The organism is Actinokineospora pegani (assembly GCF_009745975.1).
In the GTDB taxonomy this organism is placed as follows: Bacteria; Actinomycetota; Actinomycetes; order Mycobacteriales; family Pseudonocardiaceae; genus Actinokineospora; species Actinokineospora pegani.
This window is the reverse complement of record NZ_WHOL01000017.1, coordinates 58,436-79,302: the sequence shown is the minus strand read 5'-3', so window position 1 is coordinate 79,302 and position 20,867 is coordinate 58,436. Positions and strand designations below refer to the sequence as shown.

The following is a 20,867-nucleotide window of genomic DNA, read 5'->3' as shown; positions in this document are numbered from 1 at the left end:
GTGGCACGTCCGGGTGGAAGGCTTTCGGCTGGCGCTCGTGCTGGGCGCGCGGCGGCAGCGGCGAACTGAGGAGGACGACGTGGGCGGAGCGGCCCGGAACGCGCGCAAGCGCAAGCAGAACCAGGCTCGGGGGTCCGGCGCGGCCCCGTCCGGCGCGGCCACCACGTCCCCCGGCAAGGCCACGGCGAGCAGGTCCACCTCCGGCAAGACCGGGAAGGGCTCCTCGTCGAAGGCGGGCCGGTCCTCGGTCGCCGCGGCGCGCGCCGCGGGCCCGGACCGCACCCGGCTGATCCTCGGCGTGATCGCGGTCGTGGTCATCGCCGCCGTGGTGATCGGCGGCGTGATCTGGACCAACAACGAGAAGAACGCCACCCAGGACTCGTCGATCCCCGTCTCGGCGGTCAACCAGGACTTCCCGTCGAGCCGGGACGGCGCGAGTGTCCTCGTGGGACCTGACACCGCGAGAGTGACCCTCGACGTCTACGAGGACTTCCTCTGCCCGGCGTGCGGGGCGTTCGAGGACCGCTACGCCGAGGCGATGGAGAAGAAGATGGCCGAGGGCACGCTGCGCGTGCGCTACCACCTGGTGAACCTGCTCAACGAGCTGTCTGACCCGGTTGGCTACTCCACGGACTCGGCCAACGCCGCCCTGCTCGCCGCCGACGAGGGCAAGTTCCTCCAATTCCACAAGAGCCTGTTCGACAACCAGCCCGCCGAAGGCGGCCGTGGGTGGAGCAAGGACCAGTTGATCGAGCTGGGCACTGCCATGGGCATCACCTCCCAGGCCTTCGCCGACGGTGTGCGCGCGGGGACCTACGACTCGTTGGTGACCGAGGCGTACGAGAAGGCGCGCGGCACCGAGTCCCTGCTGCAGGAAGGGGGCAGCGGCCAGAAGGGTTTCGGCACGCCCACCCTCGCCGTGGACAACCGCGTGGTCGACACCTCCAGCCCGACCTGGCTCGACGACCTGGTCGCCGCGGGGTCCTGACCCCGTCGGCGCGACTACGCTGATGACCTCCCCGGTGGGCTCCCGGCGGCGCATGCCTCATGCCGCCGGGAGTTCGCGGGACGCCGAGCGCAAAGCCGTCGCCTGGGCCAGGTAGGGGCGCACCGACGAAGGCTCCTCGAGGAACAGGGTCGTCGATTCCCCTTCCAGGTGGACGACGGGGTGGTAGTGCGGCAGCTCGAAGACCCGGAAGCTCTCGACGGCGTGCGGCTCTGTCGAAGGCACGAGTCGCACGGTGTGGGGCGAGCGGCGCAGCGAGTCGAGCTGTGAGCGCATGACCTCATCGGGAACCGCGGGGTGGACCAAGGCGCGATCGTGCATCAGGAAGGTCGCCTTCGGGACCCGCGCGACCATCTTGTGGTCGTTGTCCAGGTCGCTCAGGAGGGCCTCAGCCTCGTCCGCGCCGAGAGCGGGCGAGGCTGCCAGCACCGCGCGGTGGTAGTCCGGGGTGCGCAGGGGTCGGGGGACCAGCAGCGGGTCGAACCAGGTCAGCGCGGTGGCCTCGGCCGTCACGGCGCGCAGCGTGTCGTACCGCGTGGGAGACCAGTCGGGGTGTTCGAGCAGCCAGGTGCGCTCCTCGCCGTGCTCGACCAGCTCGTAGAGGACGCGGCGCCGCTCCAGTGGCACCTCGGCGATCGCCGCGAGACCGCCGATCTCGAGCCGCGACGGTCTGCGGCGGCCGTTCATCAGCCGGTTCACCATGGCGGGCGACATCGCCATGCGGCTGGCGAAGGCGCGCGTCGTCAACCCCTTGCGCACGCGTGCGGCATCGAGCTCGCGGCACACCAGCAGCAGGCGCAGCGTCTTGGCGCGGACCTCGTCAGGCGCGGTCATGGTGATCCCCCAGTTGTTACAGATAGTGAGACGGTTCAAGTCATCCACTCGGAGAGGATGAGCGTAAGCCGCTCTGAACTGCCTCAATAATAAAACTGGATGTTCGTCTTGCCAATACACACGATTGTGTGACAACGCAGGGTCACAAACTGTGCGACGATCGAGCCATGACAACGCACGACCGCACCGTCAGCGTCCAGAGCCGCATGCTCGGCAACGAGCTGCGCCGTCTGCGCGCCACCGCGGGCCTCACCCAGGAGCAGGCGGCTGCCCACCTCAGCAAGGCCGCCAACAAGGTGAGCCGGGTCGAGAACGGCGTGGTCGGCATCGACAAGACCGACCTCGACGCCCTGCTGTCGCTCTACGACGCCCCGGAGAAGGATGCCGTGTGGGTACGACACCTGGCGCAGGGATCCCGGCGCAGGCGCGGCCGCCCGACCGGCGAGACCGTGCTCTACCGGGGCCCCAAGTGGTTCCGCAGCTTCTACGAACTGGAACGCGACGCCACCGAGGTCTCGATCGTCTGCTCGGAGATCATGACCGGGATCCTGCAGACCGACGCCTACATCCGGGCCATGTTCGCGGCGCAGGGGATCGACCCGTACTCGGAGCCGGTCACCGAGACCATCAGACTGCGCGCCGAACGCCGCAAGCTCCTCACCAAGGACGACGCGGCGACCTTCTCCTTCGTCATCAGCGAATCGGCGCTGCAGCGGCACTTCGGCAGCGCCAAGGTGATGTTCGACCAGCATGAGCACCTGGTCGACCTCGCCATGCGGCCCAACATCACCATCCAGGTCATGCCGTTCGTGACCAAGTCCTACGAGCCGATGGGCTACGACTTCACGGTCCTGCGCTTCGACACCGTGGACGACTGCGTCTACCTGGAGATGTACGACGACGCGGCCTACCTGGACAAGGCCGAGTCAGTGGGTGTCTACGCCGATCTCCTGCGCAGGCTGCAGCGGGCCGCGCTGGGACCGGTCGAGTCCCGCAACTACATCGTCGAGCGGTTCCAGTGAGCACGCTCGAGGGTCGGGAGGAGGTGGTGCGCGCCGGCTCAGGGTGACTCGATGGTGCCCGCGGCGATGTCGAGGCGGTACTCGATGAAGTTGGCCCAGTCGATCCGGATGTCGAACTCCTCGGTGTCCGGGACGCGATCCGGGTCGGCGTCCACCGCGAAGTCCGGCTGCTCGGCGAGGATCGCCACCGCGGCCCTGGCCGACTCGCGGGGGACGTCCAGGTTCCTCGCCAGGGTCGCGACGCTCGCGCGCACGACGTCCAAAGGGGTGTCCGTGTACGGGCCGAACAGGGCGATGAGCCCGCGGACGACCGGACGGTGCAGGCCGATCCAGCGAAGGGCGTCCTCCTCCGCGGTCTGCTCGCCGGTCAGTGGCAGGACCTCGGCGGGGAGCATGGCCCACGGGTTGATCTCGAAATGGGTGCCCGACCGGCGGGTGGTGGCGAGCAGGACCGTGCACGCGATCAAGTAGTCCAGCACGTCGTCCAGGGTGCGCGGGCATGGCACGCCCAAGGCGGTGGCGTAGCGGTCCACCTCGGCGATGGAGCGGTCCAGCCAGGCCCGGCCCTCGGCGTTGGCCCGGTCGACCTCGGTGGGGGTGGGGGTGGGGGTGCCACCGTCAAGGGCGCTCGCGAGGGACTCCACCGTCCAGGGCTCGAACTCGTCCCACGCGGGTGTGGCGAGGCCGGTCTCGGCGTCGGCGCAGCGGCCGGCGAGCCGTGCGATCTGTTCCCGGGTGGGGCCGTCGAGCATCACCACGATGCCCAGGACCTCGATCGCGGCGTGCGGGACGAAGCGATTCCAGCCCAGACCGTCGAACACCTCGCGGAACGCGGCGCCCCGCAGCGCCTCGCCGTCGGTCTCTTCGGTCATGGCAGATAAATCTCTGCCGGGGACTCGCGTGTTACCGGTGCTCGGAGGCGGTTTTCCCAGGTAACGGCGTTCTGAGTCGGCCGTGCGCAGGTGTGGGGACAACCGGGCCGGGACATGGGTGCGGAGGGGAAGGGACCGGGCACGAAGAGGTGATGAGACATAGACCGCAGCACGACCGCGCACAGCGGCGGCTCCGAAGTGACTGTCACCAGCGACGAACGCTCACCAGCGACGAACATTCACCAGCGACGAACATTCACCAGCGACGAACACAGGGGCGCGACGACGACGAGCGGTTCACCCCGTCAGGTCGCCAGCACCGCAGCGGTGGCCCACGCGATCGCCAGCGGAAGTGGGGCGACCATCCACTCCGCGTCCTCGGCCGCCGCGCGGCCCGGCGGCATGGGCGGGGCCGGACAGCGGCTCGAACGGGCCCGACGGCGCGGGCGGGGGGGATGATGGACGCGCTATGCGACGAGCTCATCACCGACTCGTCCGGGACCTACTTCACGAACCACGCAGATCGGGGAGGTCGCCACCGTCACCGTCACGACCATGACGACATGGTCACCGGGGACACCTCGATGGGCGTCTCGATTGGGACAGAACACCGTGTGGTCCGGGTCCCTGCCCAGCCGCACCCCGGCGGACGGTCGACGACAGGTCGAGCGGGCCGATACCTGCCTAGGCCTGGGCGGGGGGCGAGGCTGTGACCAGGGCAGGGGGGATGAACCGACCCCCCGGATTTCATGTGGTGGTCGGGGTGTTGTAGCGTATGCGCAGCACGCCAGGGAGGGATTCCTCCCGAGCGTGACTGGCCTGGGGCTGTGGCGCAGCTGGTAGCGCATCACACTGGCAGTGTGAGGGTCAGGGGTTCGAGTCCCCTCAGCTCCACAAGTGAATATTGTTAAAGTTCGCTCGCTGACCTGGTTAAAGACGGTTAGCGGGCGAACTTGTTTTTCCCCATGTAGACCGTGCGGGCGAAAGTGGAGAAGGTTCGTGCCCTTGGTGGGAGTACTAGGGGATGGGAACAGTTTGACCAGCGGTTTCGGAGCGTTCCAGCTTTTCGGTTCTGATTACCTGACGGAGAGCGCCTGTGGCCGAATATACCCTCCAGCGATTCCACAACGGGGCCTCTTATGAGTTCGCCCGGGTGCGGGTGGAGGTGGAGGACGCGACAAGCGATTCGGCGGTAACCTGGGATGCCGAATTGGGCAGTGACCTCCTCTATCGCTTGTCGATCCTGCTCTCCGGCATTGCGCGGGCCTTGACCCATCACCAGCGCGTCACAGGACGCCGCGCGCACGTCCACATCACCGGTTTTGTCGGCAACGACGTCGATGTGACTGAACGGGCAGCGGTCATCGCGGCTCAGATGGCGACCAATCTGGCCCTCGGCTATGCGGAAGAGGACTTCGACATCGTGTTGCATGGGAAGCCGGTGGCGGTCTCGAGAGAGCAGGACTGGGAGGTTGTCTGGAAGAGGTGACAGTGGTGGGCGAACGCCGTTGCGGGGCGTGGGCACTGACAGGCCTGGATGACCCGCGGCCGACCGGGCGCGCACCGCTTCATCCAATACCAGTATCCGGCCCTGTTCGTGGTCGTCCTGGGGGCATCACCGTCTTCGGTCCGGTCTATGCCCCAGCGCTCGGCTGACATGTCCGGAGAACTCGGAGCAGTTCACCAGATGACGGACGGTCAGTGAGCGCATCGCGACATGCGCACGCGGCCAGGTAGGCCGGATCGTTGGTGGTCTCGCCCCCTTTGGGTGGAGTGCAAAGCCAACCCCGCCCCGCAGACCCATATCGACGAACGTCTGGGCCGCGCCCCTCGAGATGATCCCGCAGTTCTTGAACGCGCCCAACGTTACGGTCGTTGGCGCCGATTTCGCAGCGATTTGCGCGTCCATCGCGACCCTGGTCGTCGGGTCGGAGGCCAGGTCGATCAGGCCGCTTGCGAAGTCTGGCAGCTCGGCGGCACCTGCTGGGGTCGGGCTGGTGGATCTCGGAATGCGCAAGCAGCCGTGGGCGCGGTTGCCGGTCGTGGCCGGGAACCCGGAGCGGTGCGGCCAGAAAGTAGGCCAACGAGCTGCTGTTCCAGATCGTCACCGTCGAACCGGGGGTGGAGGACCGGGGCACCCGGGCCTGGGTGATCGGGTCCTTGCCGCGGTGTCGGAAGGGCGGTGGTGACGGTCCTCCGCGCCGCATGCGGAGGCGGCGTGTCGGCGGTCGAACCTGGCGCCTGTCGCCGCGCCGTTCACGCCACTGTGTGTGGAGTGCGGGTGGTGGGGTTCGTTGACCTGCGGCGCCGTTCAGCGGTGAGCGACGCCGGTGGCGTTACGCATCTCCGTTGGGCTGGTCGGGGCGCTGGCTGGTCTGTGTGTGGGCGAGTTCTGTGCGCGGTCAGGGAACAGCGCGTCGCGCCGGGGCTACTGCAGGTAGTTCGACCTGAAGGCGATGGCGATCAGGTGGGCGCGGTTGCGGGCGGCCAGTTTGCGAAGGAGGCTCGCCGTGTGGTGTTTGACGGTGCGGGGGGTGATGCAGAGTTGGCGGCTGATCTCTGTGTATTCGAGGCCGTTGGCGATTTTGGTGAGGACTTCCAGTTCGCGGAGGGTCGGCTTCTTTGTCGATAACTCTTTTGCCATCACCATTTGTTCCCCCATCGTCATTGCGGGATTCACCTTCTCGGTTGCTGGAGTTGGGCCGACCGACACCGTTGTCGATCGGGACTTGGGCGCCGTTCCGGTCGGGGACCAACTGCGGGAGCCGGGCGAAAGTGGCCAACCGGGGTGTTCCTGGAGGTGGTTGGCGTGGCAACTAGATCGCGGCCGGGCCGTCCTCCGAAGGGGCTGCGGCCCGGTGGGGCGCTGCGCGTCGGGGGGTGTCCGCTGTGGTTCTCGAGGGTCATGGGCGCCTCGCCTCCGGGCTGGTTCATCGGGGGTCCGCCGCTAGAGACGGTGTGAGATGTCCACTTGGTTCCACTTAACCAGAATGAGGGGCGCAATCCATAGGCCGTCTGGACGAACCGGGTCCTCGTGGCCTGCCGTGAGGGGGTCTCGGCGGCGGATCGGTGTCGCTCGTGGACGGTGGGTGGCGCCTGTGGCGCACGGGGGCGCGGCAGTAGGTGTGCGCGCAACAACCAGGTTGATCATCCTGTGAGGAATTACCGGCCTCCGCAGTGGACACTGTCACCGGATAACATTGGTGCTATTGCACTAATGGTTGTGCGGAATAGGTGAACGGCCTCGAGTTTTGGTGACAGCTTGCGGTCGCGGCACGGTCCCTAGGGACAGTTCACACACCAAGTCGGGTGCCCTACAGTTCGCCGCACAGACCAGGCAAACGTGAAACTCGGGTGCGGCGAATCGAGCGGGCGTGTTGTCGGGTGGGATCGCGTTTCGTCCGCCTGCTTCCGTTCCGCCGGGTGGGGACCTTTCGTCCGCGTCGAGTGAAAGCCCGGAACTTCGACAACACCATTCTTGAGTCCGCGATGAGGCGGGCGGGTGCAGAGGACTGTCCCGACTTGTGAGACGAGAGGCGTGGGATGGCGACGGTTGGCATTATCGGCGCGGGGTTGATGGGCAAGGACGTCGCCATCACCTGCGCCGCTCACGGCTACGACGTGGTCCTCTGCGACAGCGATCTTTCGGTTCAGCGGTCCGCGCTCGGTGAGACTCGGCAATTGCTGCGCAAGTACCGGATGATGTCGCCGGTCGCGGCGGGGTGGGGCACCGATGAGGTGCTCGGCCGGATCCGGGTGGGCGAGGGCTACGCGGAGCTGGCCGGGGCGGACTGGATCGTCGAGAACATCGTCGAGGACTACGCCGCCAAGGAGGAGCTCTACCTGGGGTTGCGCGAGGTGTGCCCGGACGGGGTCAAGATCGCGGTGAACACGAGCTGCATCCCCATCACCAAGATCGCCGCCCTGCTGCCCCGGCCCGACACCGTGATCGGCATGCACTTCATGAACCCGGTGCCGCTGATCGAGGGCGTCGAGGTCATCCGCGGCTTCCACACCTCGGAGGAGACGGTGCGCGACGCGGAGGCGTTCGCGACTTCATTGGGCAAGCGGCCGGTCGTCGTCAACGACATGCCCGGGTTCGTCTCGAACCGGCTGTCGCACCTGTTCATGAACGAGGCGGCCTTCCTGGTCCAGGACGGCGTCGCCGAACCCGAGCAGATCGACGCGCTGTTCCGCATGGGCTACGGGCACAAGATGGGGCCGTTGGAGACCGCGGACCTCATCGGACTGGACACCGTGGTGAACTCGCTGGCGATCCTCTACGACGAGTTGCAGGACGCGAAGTTCCGCTGCTGCCCGCTGTTGCGGAAGATGGTCGCCGCTGGCCGGTTGGGCCGCAAGAGCGGCCACGGCTTCTACCCGTACCTGCAGGACGGCGCCGTGCGGGCGAACGCGGGGTCGGTGTCATGACGGAGACGGTCGACGCGGCGCGGACCGCGACGATGGCCAAGTGCGTCGTCTGGGACCTCGACGACACGCTGTGGGACGGGACCCTGTCCAGCGGTGACGTCGTCGTCCTCAAGCCGGGTGTCCGCGAGCTGATCGCCGAGCTGGACTCGCGCGGCATCCTGCTGTCGGTGGCCAGCAAGAACAACCACGACGACGCGATGCGCAAGCTGGAGGAGTTCGGCCTCGCCGAGTACTTCCTGTACCCGCAGATCAACTGGAACAGCAAGTCCAGCGCGATCGCGGAGATCCAGCGCAGGCTCAACATCGGCATGGACACGATCATGTTCATCGACGACCGGGCGTTCGAGCGCGACGAGGTGGTCTTCGCCCACCCCCAGGTGCAGACCGTCGACGCGGCCGACTACCTCGGCCTCGGCTCGCTGCCGCGCCTGTCGCCGGAGGTGGTGACCGAGGACGCCCGGCGCCGCAGGCACATGTACCTGGAGGACCAGCGCCGCACCGAGTCCGAGCTGGCCCACGACGGTCCGCGGGCGGAGTTCCTGGCCACCCTGGGCATGGTCTTCGCGATCTCGCGCGCCAAGGACGACGACCTGCTGCGGCTGGAGGAGCTGACCAAGCGCACCAACCAGCTCAACTCCACCGGCATCACCTACTCCCACGAGCAGCTCGAGCGGTTGGCGCACGACCCCGGGCACGACCTGTGGGTGTGCGAGCTGACCGACCGGTACGGCTCCTACGGCAAGATCGGCATGGCGCTGGTGCGCCGCGAGCCGGAGAGCTGGACGATCAAGCTGCTGCTGATGTCCTGCCGGACCGTCTCCATGGGCGTGGGGACGGTGCTGCTGTCGTTCCTCATCAAGCGGGCGGCCGAGGACGGCGTGCGCCTGTTCGCCGACTTCCGGCGCACCGACCGCAACCGGCAGATGCTCCTGACCTACCAGTTGGCGAACTTCCACGTGGCCTCCAGCGACGGCGACGATCTCCGGTACGAGAACGATCTCACCGTGCGCCAGGACTACCCCGACTACATCGAGGTCGAGATCGGTGAATAGCGAAGCGGTCGAGCAGGACGGCGCGGCGGGGATCGCCGCCGACATCAGGGGTTTCGTGCGGGCGAACATGACCGCGCTGACGACCGCCGAGCTGCGGGACGAGGACAACATCTTCGAGAAGGGCTTCGTCACGTCGATCTTCGCGATGCAGCTCCTGGTCTTCATCGAGTCGACGTTCGACGTGACGGTGCCCGACGACCACATCACGCTGCGCAACTTCAGCTCGGTCGAGCTGATGACCGGGATGGTCGCCAAGCTCAAGGCGGCGACCGGGTGAGCGCGCGTCGGCCGGCGGAGGTCCTCGACTGGGCGAGGGCGTTCGCCGAGGAGGAGTTGGCGCCCAGCGCGGGCGAGTTCGACCGCACGGGGCAGCTTCCCGGCTCGGTCATCCGGCAACTGGCCGACGCGGGCGTGCTGGGCGCGGTGGTCCCGCCGCGGTGGGGCGGCGCGGGCATGGACGCGCTCGACTACGGCGAGCTGACCGAGGTCGTCGGCAAGGCGTGCTCGTCGACCCGCGCGCTGCTCACGGTGCACACCTCGCTGGTCTGCGAGACCCTTGTCGAGCGGGCCTCGGACCGGATCAAGGACAAGTACCTGCCCGACCTGGCCAGTGGCAGGCGGATCGGCTGCTTCGCGCTGTCCGAGGCGGACGCGGGTTCCGACGCCGCCTCGGTGACGACGTCCTACACGCGCCAGCGCGACGGGTTCGTCCTCAACGGACGGAAGAAGTGGATCTCCTTCGCCGGGATAGCCGACCTGTTCCTGGTCTTCGCCACCGACAACGGTGTGCTCAGCGCGTTCCTCGTCGACCGGGACACCCCCGGGGTGCGGACCGCGCCGATGACCGGGTTCCTGGGCAACCGGGCGACCCACATCGCCGAGGTCGTGCTCACCGACGTGGCGGTGCCCGAGGAGAACCTCGTCGGGCGGATCGGGGCGGGGTTCGGCTTCATCGCCAACACCGCGCTGTTCCACGGCCGCTACAGCATCGCCTGGGCCGGTGTCGCGATCGCCCAGGCGGCGCTGGAGGAGATGTGCACCTACGCCACGCGGCGAGAGCAGTTCGGCGTGCAGATCGGCGCCCACCAGCTCGTGCAGAAGATGGTCGCGGACGCGGTGACCAACGTCGACGCGGCCAGGGAGCTGTGCAGGCAGGCCGGGCGGGCGCGCGCCGAACGCAGCGTCGAGGCGGTCATGAGGACCAACATCGCCAAGTACTTCTCCTCCACGATCGCCCAGCAGGTGACCTCGGACGCGGTGCAGGTCCTCGGTGGGAACGGGTGCTGGGACCAGTACCCGGCCGAGCGCCTGTTCCGGGAGGCCAAGATCCTCGAGATCATCGAGGGGACCTCCCAGCTCCAGCAAGTGATGATCGCCGACCACGGTTACAAGACCTTCGCCAGGAAGAGCTAGGTGGGGTTCGTGATGAGTCGCTTCGACACCCTGACGGGTGCGCTCCTGGACAAGCGGGACGCCTCGACGGGCATCTGCTTCATCGACAACGACAACTCCACCGACGCCGTCGCCTACCCGGAGCTGGTCCGGCTGGCGCGCGGGTACCTGGCGTTCCTGCAGGACAGCGGGGTGCGGCCGGGTGACGAGCTGGTCGTCGCCTTCCAGTCCCCCAAGAACGTCGTGATCGCCTACTGGGCGGCGCTGTTCGGCGGGATCACCCCGGTGCCGCTGGCCGCCCCGAAGAACGACGCCGAGGTGCGCAAGGTCGTCACCGTGTGGGGCGTGCTGGGCAGCCCGTGGCTGGCGTTCGACGACCAGGGCCTGCTCGACCGGCTGCACGGGATCGAGGCGGCCGCGCCCATCCTGGGCAGGCAACTGCACACTGTGGACTGCGCGGCCGTCCCGGCCGACCGCGAGCCGGTCATGGCCGAGGTCGGGCCGGACGACATCGCCTTCATCCAGTTCTCCTCCGGGTCGACCGGCAACCCCAAGGGGGTGACGCTGACCCACCGCAACCTGCTGCGCAACATCGAGGGCATCGTGGCCGCCTCGGACATCGGCGCCGACGACGTGTTCCTGAGCTGGAAGCCGCTTTCGCACGACTTCGGGATGATCGCGTTCCACCTGGCGCCGCTGGTGACCGGCGCGGCCCAGCACTGGATGACCACCAAGCACTTCATCTGGAAGGCCACCGACTGGCTGGCGGCCGCCAGCCGGGTCGGCGCGACGATCCTGGGCACGACGAACTCCGGGGTCCAGCACTTCCTGAGCCGCTACGAGCGCGGCGGCGCGGCGAGCGCTGATTGGGACCTGAGCCGGGTCCGGGTCGTCATGGACGGCGCGGAGATGGTCAGCGCGCGGCTGTGCCACGAGTTCGTCGACGCCCTGCGCGACCGCGGGCTGGGCCCGCACGTCATCCGGCCGACGTACGGCCTGGCGGAGAACACGCTGGTCGTCGCGCAGCAGCGCGAGGACGCGCCGGTGCGGTCGCTGACCGTGGACCGCGCCCACCTCGACGTCGGCGACACCGTCCGGCTGCTCGCCGCCGACGACAGCCGGGGCGTCGAGTTCGTCGTCTGCGGCACCCCGCACCCCCACTCCGAGGTCAAGATCGTCGACGACGGCGGCCAGGCGCTCGGCGAGGACCAGGTCGGCCTGATCCTCGTCAGGGGCGACTGCGTGACCGCGGGCTACTACCGCGCCGAGGACACCACCCGCGAGGTCATCAGCGACGGCTGGCTCAACACCCAGGACGTCGGCTTCCTGCACGACGGCCACCTGGTGATGGTCGGCAGGCGCAAGGAAGTCATCATCATCGGCGGCGTCAACTTCTACCCGGCCGACGTCGAGGACGCGATCCTGGCCGACCTGGGGCGGCGCAACCTCGGCAGGTACGTCGCCTGCGCGGTGCCGAACGCGGCCACCGGCGCGGACGAGCTGGTGGTCTTCGCCTACTTCCGGGGCAGGGCCGACAAGTTCGAGCCGGTCGCGGCCACCGTCCGGCGGGCGGTGATGACCCGGCTGGGGCTCAAGGTCGTCGACGTGGTGCCGGTGCGCAGCGTGCCCAAGACGACCAGCGGCAAGGTCCAGCGCCTCCAGCTCGTCAAGGACTACCTGGCCCGGCGCCAGAGCGCGGCCGAGCCGGTGGGCGCGCCCGCGGCCGGCGCCGTGGCCGAGATCGTCGCCGTCGTCAACGACTACGTGGCCCTCGGCGCGGACGACCACGACACCAGCCTGTTCGACCTGGGGTGCACCTCGACCCAGCTCATCAGCCTGCAGGAGGAGATCCAGCGGCGGCTGGGCACCCGGCTCGAGCACACCTTCATCATCGACTTCCCCACCGTCAACGCCCTGGTCGCCGAGGTGGCGCGGCGGGCGGCGCGACCGCAGGCCCCGGCCCGCCCGGTGCCAGAGCCGGTGTCAGCGCCGGTCTCCGAGCCGGTCGCCGTCATCGGGGTGGCGTTCCGCCTGCCCGGCGGCATCCGCGACCGGCAGCAGCTCTGGGCGGCGCTGAGCCAGGGCACCGACGTCATCGAGCCGGTCCCCGCGGACCGGTGGCGGCACAGCCCCCTCGACACCAGCGGCGTCACCACCACCCACGGCGGCTACCTGCGCGACGTGGACCGGTTCGACCCGCTGTTCTTCGGCATCTCGCCCGCCGAGGCCGAGCTCATCGACCCCCAGCAGCGCCTGCTGCTGGAGGCCACCTGGGAGGCCTTCGAGGACGCCGGGATCGCCCCGCTGCGCGCGGGGGAGGACCAGCGGGTCGGCGTCTTCGTGGGGATCACCCTCGACGACTACGTCCAGGTCGGCAAGGACATGGGCCACTCGGCCGAGGCCTACACCTACACCGGCACCATGGCCAACGCCGCGGCCGGGCGGATCTCCTACGCCTTCGGCTTCCGCGGTCCCAGCGTGGCGATCGACACCGCCTGCTCGTCGTCGATGTACGCGGTGCACCAGGCCAGCCGGGAACTGCGGCAGGGCGGGTGCGAGCTGGCGGTGGCCGCCGGGGTGAACCTGATCCTGAGCCCCGAGGCGCACGTGTCGTTCAGCAGGCTCGGGGCGCTGTCCCCGTCCGGGCGGGTCCGCAGCTTCGACGACGGCGCCGACGGCTACATCCGCAGCGAGGGCGTGGCCGCGGTCATCCTCAAGCGGCTGTCCGACGCCGAGCGCGACGGCGACAGCGTCCTGGCCGTGATCACCGGCTCCGCGGTGAACCACAACGGCCGCAGCGGCGGGTTCACGGTGCCCAGCGGCGCCGCGCAGACCAGGGTCATCGAGGACGCGATGGCCGAGGCGGGCGTCGGGATCGAGGACGTCTCCTACGTCGAGGCGCACGGCTCCGGCACGCCCATCGGGGACCCGCAGGAGGTCAACGCCCTGGCCAGGGTCTTCGCGGGCCGCTCGGGCAAGCTGCGGGTCGGCAGCGTCAAGTCCAACCTGGGCCACCTGGAGGCCGCCGCGGGCATGGCGGGGCTGTGCAAGGTGCTGGTCTCCCTGGAGCACGGCCGCCTGCCCGCCACCATGCACTTCCGCAAGGGCAACCACCTAGTCGACTGGGACGACATCCCGGTCGAGGTGGTGTCCGAGGAGATCGCCTGGGAGCCCGCCGGGGGTCGGCGGCGCGCGGGGATCAGCTCGTTCGGCATCAACGGCAGCAACGCCCACGTCATCGTCGAGGAGTACCCGGGCCAGGCGGCGCGGCCGGAACCGGCGCCGGAGCTGCCGCGGCTGCTGACCGTGTCGGGGAACTCGGCCACCGCGCTGCGCACCGCCCTCACCGAGCTGTCGGCGTGGAGCGCGGGCACCTCCGCCGCGCTCGCCGACATCGCCCACACGCTGACCGAGCGGCGCTCGGCCCTGCGGCACCGGGAGGTCCTGGTCTGCGACGCCGTCTCCGACATCCCGGCCGCGGTCGAGGCCGTCATGGGCGCCGCGCCGACCCCCGAGCACGGCCGCGCGGCCGACGTGTTCGTCTTCGCGGGCCAGGGCACCCAGTACCCGGGCATGGGCCGCGAGCTCTACGAGCACGCCGAGGTCTTCCGGCGCGAGCTGGACGAGATCGACGGCGAGTTCCAGCGGGCGGGCGGCGCCTCCCCGCTGGCCACCATGTTCGGCGACGACGACGCGCCGTTCCGGTCGCCGCTGCGCACCCAGCCGATGATCTTCGCGATCGAGCTGGCCCTCGCCCGGTACTGGCGGGCGCTGGGGATCACCCCCTCGGCGGTGATCGGCCACAGCATCGGCGAGTACGCCGCGGCCTGCTTCGCGGGCGCGATGGACCTGGCGCAGGCGGTCGACCTGGTGCTGCACCGGGCCCGCACCATGGAGGACACGCCGCGCACCGGCGGCATGGCGACGCTGCTGTGCTCGCTCGACCGCGCCGAGGAGCTGCTGCGCCCGCACCCGGGCGTCTGCGTCGCCGCCGTGAACGCGGCCGAGAACATCACCGTCTCCGGGCAGGCCGACGCCCTCACCGAGGTGCTCAAGGCCGCGCGCGGGCAGCGCGTGTTCGTGGAGCGGCTGGACGTGTCGCACCCGTTCCACTCCGCGCAGATGGCCGAGGGCGCCGAGCGCCTGCACGCCGCCATCCGCGACCACCGGTTCACCGGCCCGGCCATCCCGTGGATCTCCTCGCTGACCGGCGAGGTCCTGACCCGGGAGTCCGGCATCGACGCCGCCTACTGGAGCAGGCACCTGGTCGAGCCGGTCCGGTTCCGGGCGGCCGTCGCGACGGCGGTCGAGCGGGGCGCGCGCGTGTTCGTCGAGATCGGCGCCATGGCGACCGTCGGGGGGCTGATCGCGCAGGAGTTCGCTGAGGCCGTTGTCGTGCCGAGCCTGCGCAAGGGCCGCTCCGACGTGCGGCAGGTGCTGGAGAGCGCGGGCGCGCTGTGGAAGCTCGGCCGCGCGCTCGCGTGGGACCACCTGCCCGGCCGGGGCGGGTCGCTGGTCCGCGACCTGCCGCGCACGCCGTTCGACCGGAGCCGGGTCTGGTACGCCGACCGCGCCCCGGTCGTGGCGGACCCCGTTCCCAGCGCCGTCGAGGCAGCGGCGACCGACTCCGGCCGCGCGGGCGACCGTGACGCGGTCGTTTCGTTCGTGCGCCAGTCCCTGAGCGCGATCACCGGGGTGGCGCCCGAGGCGATGGACGAGTCGTTGCAGCTCTTCGCGCTCGGGCTCGACTCGCTCATGCTCGTGCAACTGTCCAAGCGGCTTGAGCGCGAGCACGGCGTGGCCATCCCGATCAAGGCGTTCTTCGAGTCCGTCCACACGATCGGGCAGACCACCGACTTCGTCCTGGCCAACCGCCCGGTCGAGCCGGACCCCGTCGTGCCGGTCGAGGTCGTGCCGCAGCCCGTGGTGGCCAGCGCGAACGGCGCCGCCCCGACGACCGGGCTCGAGGACATCATCCAGACCCAGCTCGCCCTCATGCGCCAGCAGCTCGCCCTGCTGGGCGGCGCCCCGACCGAGGCGGCGCCCGCCCCGGCCGCCCCCGCGCGCAAGGCCGTCACGCGCAAGGTGGGCACGTACACCAACAACATCGCGCTGGCCGACGCCGGCCTGGGCGCGGACCGGGACCGGTTCGTCCGCGACTTCGTCGCCCGCTTCACCGAGCGCACCCGCGGCTCCAAGTCCTACGCCGAGACGCACCGGGCCGGCCTGGCGGACTGGATCGCGTCGCTGAACTTCAACCCCGGGCTCAAGGAATCGGTCTACCCGCTGGTCTCCTCGGGCTCGCGCGGGGCGACCTTCCTCGACGTCGACGGCAACGAGTACGTCGACACCACCATGGGCTACGGCGTCCACTTCTTCGGCCACCAGCCGGACTTCATCGTCGACGCCGTGGCCGAGCAGCTCCGCGCGGGCTACGAGCTGGGGCCGCAGACCAAGCTCGCGGGCGAGGTCGCCCAGCTCGTCCACGAGCTCGCGGGCGTGGAGCGGGTGGCGTTCTGCAACACCGGGTCCGAGGCGGTGATGGTGGGGTTGCGGCTGGCCCGCGCGGTCACCGGCCGGGACAGGGTCGCCAAGTTCGCCGGCTCCTACCACGGCGGCTACGACGGGGTGCTGGCCGAGGCCGACGGGACCGAGACCATCCCGATGACCATCGGCGTCCCGCAGGCCATGGTCGAGGACACCCTGGTGCTCGACTACGGCAGCGCCGAGGCGCTGGACCGGATCCGGGCGCACGGGTCCGAGCTGGCGGCGGTGCTGGTCGAGCCGGTGCAGTCGAGGAACCCGCTGCTGCGGCCCACCGCGTTCCTGCGGGAGCTGCGCCAGGTCTGCACCGAGCACGGGATCGCCCTGGTCTTCGACGAGATGATCACCGGCTTCCGGGTGGACCTGGGCGGCGCGCAGGCGCACTTCGGCGTCGAGGCCGACATCGTGCTCTACGGCAAGCTCGTCGGCGGCGGCATGCCGATCGGGGTCGTGGCGGGCAAGGCCCGGTACCTGGACGCGGTGGACGGCGGGGCCTGGACCCCCGGCGACGACTCCCTGCCCGCCACCCAGACGACGTTCTTCGCCGGGACCTTCTGCAAGCACCCGCTGACGATGGCCGCGGCCAAGGCCGTGCTGACCCGCCTGCGCGACACCGGCGCCGAGGAGATCGCCCGGGTCAACCGGTTCACCGACATCTTCGCCCGGCGCGCCAACGAGTACTTCGAGGCGGAGGAGGTCCCGCTCCGGATCGCGCACTGCGCGTCCTTCTTCCAGTTCGAGTCGCTGGTCCCGCGCGACCCGGCCGACCGGTCGATGGCGCTGAACCTGTTCTTCAAGCTCATGACCTTCCACGGCGTGTACGTGTGGGAGCGGCGGGGGAGCTTCTTCTCGCTGGCGCACAACACCGAGCACCAGGACCGCGTCCTCGACGCGATCGGCAAGAGCGTCGCGGAGCTGCGCGGCGGCGGGTTCGACTTCCGCCGCGCCGAGTCGACGGCCGCCGCGGTGATCGACTCAGTGGTCGCCCCGGACGACGAGACGACGCCGGTCTCCTCGCAGGAGAAGCGGATCTACGTGCTGTCGCGGATGCGCGGCGGCAACGAGGCCTACCAGATCATCTCGGGCATCCGGTTCGCTGGCGCGCCCGACCTGGACCGGATCGCCGAGGCGTTCCAGGCGATCGCGCGCAAGCACGAGAAGCTGCGCGGCGTCTACGAGATCCACGGGACCGAGATCCGGTCCCGGGTCGTGGCCGAGGTCGTCCCCGAGCGCCACGTCTTCGACCTCGCCCGCGACCCGGGGCTCACCGCCGAGGACGTCATGGCGGTGATGAACAAGCCGTTCGACCTCGCCACCGCCCCGCTGTGGCGCTACGGCATCGTCATCGACCAGGACGGGACGCACCACCTGGTGGTCTCGCTGCACCACATCATGTCCGACTTCACCTCGCTGGAGATCATCCTCAAGGACCTCGACGAGTACCTGTCGCGGGGCGGCCTGACCGAGAGCGGGTCCGACAGCTACTCCTCGTTTGTGCGGTCGCAAGCCGAGGTCGCCGCCCAGCCGGACCACGCCGAGCACCGCCGGTGGTGGCTGCGCGAGTTCGAGACCATCCCCAAGCCGCTGGCGCTGCCGACCGACTCCCCGCACCCGCTCGTCAACGACTTCGCGGGCCGCCACCACCACTTCGAGATCGACGGCGACCTGCACGCGGCCGCCAAGGCGTTCATGGCCGAGCACCGGACCACGCCGGCGACCTTCTTCCTGGCGCTGTGGGCGGTCCTGCTGGCCAAGGCCACCGGCGAGGACGACCTGTGCGTCGGCATCCCGATGGACCAGCGGATGCTGGGGTCCTTCGAGGGCACGGTGGGCATGTTCGCCCAGTCGCTGCCGCTGCGCGTGCGGCCGACGCCGGACACCAGGGTGCTGGACCTGCTGCACGCGGTCCGCGACACCAGCCTCGCGGCGATGGAGCACTCGCCCTACTCCTACGACGTGCTGGTCGGGGAGCTGGCGCTGGAGCGCGACTTCGGCCGCAACGCCCTGTTCGACGTGATGTTCACCTTCCAGAACGCCCGCGGCCGGGTGCGCCGGTTCGGCGGGGTCGAGGGCACCACGCAGGACTACGGCCCGCCGCGCTCGACCGTCGCGCTCTCGCTCGACATCACCGAGCGCGACGGCGGCCTCTTCGGCGACCTGAGCTCCTCGACCGTCTACAGCGAACAGCGGATCGCCGAGCTGATCGCCCAGTTCCGCAGGCTCGTCGCGACCGTGGTGCGAGAACCCGACCGCACGGTCGGGGAGCTGTCCCTGCTCGACCACGAGACGACCCAGCGGCTGCTGGACCTGGGCGCGGGCCCGGTCATCGAGGACGTGCCGAGCCTGGCCAGCCAGCTCGAGCGCGCCCTCGGCGAGCACGCGCGGGCGACCGCGATCCGCTTCCGCGGCCAGGAGGTCAGCTACGCCGACCTCGCCGACCGGGTGGACCGCTGCGCCTCGGTGTTGCAGGCGCGCGGCGCGGTCGCCGGGGACGTGGTCGGCCTGCTGCTGCCGCCCTCGCCCGAGCTGATCACGCTGATGCTCGCGGTCAACCGCATCGGCTGCGCGTGGCTGCCGATGGACGTCAAGAACCCGGTGAAGCGGCTGCGCTACATGATCGACACCGCGGGCGCCGCGGTGGTCGTGTGCGCGGCGGGGCTGGCCGGGGAGCTGGGCGACCGGGCACTGGTGATCAGTGAGGACGACCTGCGCGACGCGCGGCCGCCCACGGTGGCCGACACCGGGCCGGACGGCCTCGCGTACGTCATCTTCACCTCCGGGTCGACCGGCAACCCCAAGGGCGTGCGGCTGACCAACGGGTCCCTGGCGAACTTCCTGCGGGCCATGCCTGCGGCGCTGCGGTGGGCGGGCGGGAAGTCGGTGGCCTGCCTGACCACCCCGTCCTTCGACATCCACCTGCTGGAGACGCTGCTGACCCTGGTCACCGGCGGCACGGTCGTCGTCGCCGAGGAGTCCGACACCAGGACGCCCGCCGACCTCGCCGAGTTCGTCGCCGGCTCCGGCGTCGACTACCTGCAGATGACGCCGACCCGCCTGCGCCTGCTGTTCACCGACCGGCAGGCCGCGGCCAAGGCCCTGGCGCCGCTGGAGAAGCTGATCGTCGGCGGCGAGTCCTTCCCGGAGAACCTGCTCGCCGACCTGCGGTCGCACGAGTCGCTGGAGATCTTCAACGTCTACGGCCCGACCGAGACCTGCATCTGGTCCAGCGTCAAGGAGCTCACCGGGGACACGGGCGTCACCATCGGCACCCCCATCGGCAACACCACGTTCTTCGTGCTGGACGACAGCATGCAACTGGTGCCCGAGGGCAGGACCGGCAACCTGTGGATCGGCGGGCACGGGGTGTCGCCCGGCTACCTCGACCGGCCGGAGCTGACCGCCGCCGCGTTCCGCGCGAACCCGTTCGGCGACGGCCGCGTCTACCTGACCGGCGACCTCGCCCGGTGGCAGGACGGCGAGGTGCACTGCCTGGGGCGGATCGACAACCAGGTGAAGGTGCGCGGCTACCGGATCGAGCTGGACGAGATCGAGTTGGCGATCACCGGGCACGACCTGGTGACCGGCGCGGCGACCATCGTGCGCGACCTCGCGGGCGGCCCGGTCATCCGCGGGTTCTACCGGGTGCGCGACGGCGCGAGCCTCGCGCCGGACGCGCTCAAGGACTGGCTGGCCGAGAGCCTGCCGGACTACATGGTCCCGGCGACCCTGACCGAGGTCGCCGATATCCCCATGACGATGAGTGGCAAGGTCGACCGCAAGGCGCTGGCCGAACGGGCTGAGGCATCCAGGACGTCCGAGAACACCGACCGCTCTGCCGACCACGGCGCGGACGTCGACCAGGGCCTGCTCGCCGCGTGGCGCAAGATCCTCGGTGACATCCCGATCGGCCTCGACGACAGCTTCTTCGACATCGGCGGCAACTCGTTCAGCCTGGTGCTGCTGCTGGAGGAGCTGAACAAGGCCTTCCCGCAGATGCTCGACGTGAGCGACCTGTTCGCGAACCCGACGATTGGCAAGCTGCACAAGCACCTGACGCGGCTGCTGACCCGGCGCCGGGGCGGGATGGTCGGCCCCGCCGTGCGGCTGCCCGAGTCGTGGTCCGCGCCGAACGGGGTCATCGGCGGTCTGGTCGAGGCCACGTTGCCCGAGGGCGCCCGCGCGGCGCTGGACGCGCTGCGGGTGAGCACGGGGCTGTCGGTGGAGGACCTGCTGCACGCCACCTTCGCCCTGACGCTGAGCAAGGTGCTCGGCCACGGCGAGGTGGAGCTGTCCGTCGTGGACAACCGAGGCGGGGTCGCCCCGGTCCGGTTCGACTTCGCGGGCAAGGCGGACCTGGCCGAGGTGCTGGAGGAGTACCGCCGCGGCGTGGACGACCTCGACGTGCACGGCCGGGTGCCCTTCGAGCGGTTCACCGCCCGCCGCGGCGAGGGCGGCCTGTCCATCGCCTGCTGCGACACCCGCTGGGTGGACCAGGGCGGCCTGCGCAGGCACTTCGACATCGTGTTCGGGGCCCGCGCCGCCGCGGACCGGACCACCATCGGGATCGACCACCCGCGCGAGGTCGACCCCACGTCGGTGGAACGGCTGCTGGGCAGCCACCTCAAGCTCCTGGGCCTGCTCCAGGTGCCCGCCACCACCTGATGGCCGGGCGGATGGCCGGGTCACTACTCACCGAGAGCCTCGAAGGAGGAAG

The 20,867-nt window shown here is 70.0% G+C and carries 11 protein-coding genes and 1 tRNA gene; 9 read left to right on the top strand and 3 right to left on the bottom strand.

The genetic code is table 11. The annotated features are described in order from the left end of the window. Window positions 1–79 precede the first annotated feature (79 nt). Window positions 80–988 (top strand): DsbA family protein, encoded by a 909-nt coding sequence (locus GCL84_RS00795; protein ID WP_156753366.1) that lies wholly within the window; start codon window positions 80–82, stop codon window positions 986–988. Window positions 989–1,045: 57 nt separating this feature from the next. Here GCL84_RS00795 and GCL84_RS00790 read toward each other — a convergent pair whose 3' ends face one another. Continuing rightward, window positions 1,046–1,840 carry a Scr1 family TA system antitoxin-like transcriptional regulator gene (locus tag GCL84_RS00790; RefSeq protein ID WP_156753365.1) on the bottom strand — a complete coding sequence of 265 codons (795 nt, stop codon included), beginning with the start codon at window positions 1,838–1,840 and terminating at the stop codon, window positions 1,046–1,048. Window positions 1,841–2,007: 167 nt separating this feature from the next. Between GCL84_RS00790 and GCL84_RS00785 the strand changes: the two genes are divergently transcribed. Further along, complete coding sequence (locus tag GCL84_RS00785) at window positions 2,008–2,862, top strand: helix-turn-helix domain-containing protein (RefSeq protein WP_156753364.1); 855 nt, start codon at window positions 2,008–2,010, stop codon at window positions 2,860–2,862. A 38-nt stretch (window positions 2,863–2,900) separates the two neighbouring features. Here the strand turns inward: GCL84_RS00785 and GCL84_RS00780 are convergent, their stop codons facing one another. Next, entirely contained in the window at window positions 2,901–3,734 is an 834-nt protein-coding gene (locus GCL84_RS00780; RefSeq protein WP_156753363.1) for a DUF6042 family protein, read from the bottom strand. An 821-nt stretch (window positions 3,735–4,555) separates the two neighbouring features. On the opposite strand from GCL84_RS00780, the gene GCL84_RS00775 reads away from it, so the two are divergent. Then, window positions 4,556–4,628 (top strand) — tRNA-Ala (locus tag GCL84_RS00775). 202 nt (window positions 4,629–4,830) lie between these two features. Then, window positions 4,831–5,223, top strand: coding sequence for a hypothetical protein (locus GCL84_RS00770; RefSeq protein WP_156753362.1), 393 nt, complete (start codon window positions 4,831–4,833; stop codon window positions 5,221–5,223). A 939-nt stretch (window positions 5,224–6,162) separates the two neighbouring features. Here GCL84_RS00770 and GCL84_RS00765 read toward each other — a convergent pair. Continuing rightward, window positions 6,163–6,402 (bottom strand): response regulator transcription factor, encoded by a 240-nt coding sequence (locus GCL84_RS00765; protein ID WP_156753361.1) that lies wholly within the window; start codon window positions 6,400–6,402, stop codon window positions 6,163–6,165. A gap of 875 nt (window positions 6,403–7,277) precedes the next feature. On the opposite strand from GCL84_RS00765, the gene GCL84_RS00760 reads away from it, so the two are divergent. From GCL84_RS00760 to GCL84_RS00740, 5 genes are read left to right on the top strand one after another with little or no spacing between them, the layout of a single operon-like run. Beyond that, window positions 7,278–8,165 carry a 3-hydroxyacyl-CoA dehydrogenase family protein gene (locus GCL84_RS00760; RefSeq protein ID WP_156753360.1) on the top strand — a complete coding sequence of 296 codons (888 nt, stop codon included), beginning with the start codon at window positions 7,278–7,280 and terminating at the stop codon, window positions 8,163–8,165. Then, window positions 8,162–9,217 (top strand): HAD-IIIC family phosphatase, encoded by a 1,056-nt coding sequence (locus GCL84_RS00755; RefSeq protein ID WP_197522919.1) that lies wholly within the window; start codon window positions 8,162–8,164, stop codon window positions 9,215–9,217. Before GCL84_RS00760 ends, GCL84_RS00755 begins: the two co-directional genes overlap by 4 nt. Further along, window positions 9,210–9,494, top strand: coding sequence for an acyl carrier protein (locus GCL84_RS00750; RefSeq protein ID WP_197522918.1), 285 nt, complete (start codon window positions 9,210–9,212; stop codon window positions 9,492–9,494). The genes GCL84_RS00755 and GCL84_RS00750 overlap by 8 nt, the downstream gene beginning before the upstream one ends. Continuing rightward, window positions 9,491–10,630: an acyl-CoA dehydrogenase family protein gene (locus tag GCL84_RS00745; RefSeq protein WP_156753359.1), complete on the top strand. Its 1,140-nt coding sequence runs from the start codon at window positions 9,491–9,493 to the stop codon at window positions 10,628–10,630. The genes GCL84_RS00750 and GCL84_RS00745 overlap by 4 nt, the downstream gene beginning before the upstream one ends. Before the next feature lie 12 nt (window positions 10,631–10,642). Beyond that, a complete protein-coding gene (locus tag GCL84_RS00740; protein ID WP_197522917.1) occupies window positions 10,643–20,815 on the top strand; it encodes a non-ribosomal peptide synthetase/type I polyketide synthase in 10,173 nt (3,390 codons plus the stop codon). The last annotated feature ends 52 nt before the right edge of the window (window positions 20,816–20,867 follow it).

What these genes read in the sequence shown, in the direction of transcription:
- GCL84_RS00790 (WP_156753365.1), bottom strand. Translation starts at nt 1,840, where the DNA reads ATGACCGCGCCTGACGAGGTCCGCGCCAAGACGCTGCGCCTGCTGCTG.
- GCL84_RS00785 (WP_156753364.1), top strand. Translation starts at nt 2,008, where the DNA reads ATGACAACGCACGACCGCACCGTCAGCGTCCAGAGCCGCATGCTCGGC.
- GCL84_RS00780 (WP_156753363.1), bottom strand. Translation starts at nt 3,734, where the DNA reads ATGACCGAAGAGACCGACGGCGAGGCGCTGCGGGGCGCCGCGTTCCGC.
- GCL84_RS00765 (WP_156753361.1), bottom strand. Translation starts at nt 6,402, where the DNA reads ATGACGATGGGGGAACAAATGGTGATGGCAAAAGAGTTATCGACAAAG.
- GCL84_RS00760 (WP_156753360.1), top strand. Translation starts at nt 7,278, where the DNA reads ATGGCGACGGTTGGCATTATCGGCGCGGGGTTGATGGGCAAGGACGTC.
- GCL84_RS00755 (WP_197522919.1), top strand. Translation starts at nt 8,162, where the DNA reads ATGACGGAGACGGTCGACGCGGCGCGGACCGCGACGATGGCCAAGTGC.
- GCL84_RS00740 (WP_197522917.1), top strand. Translation starts at nt 10,643, where the DNA reads ATGAGTCGCTTCGACACCCTGACGGGTGCGCTCCTGGACAAGCGGGAC.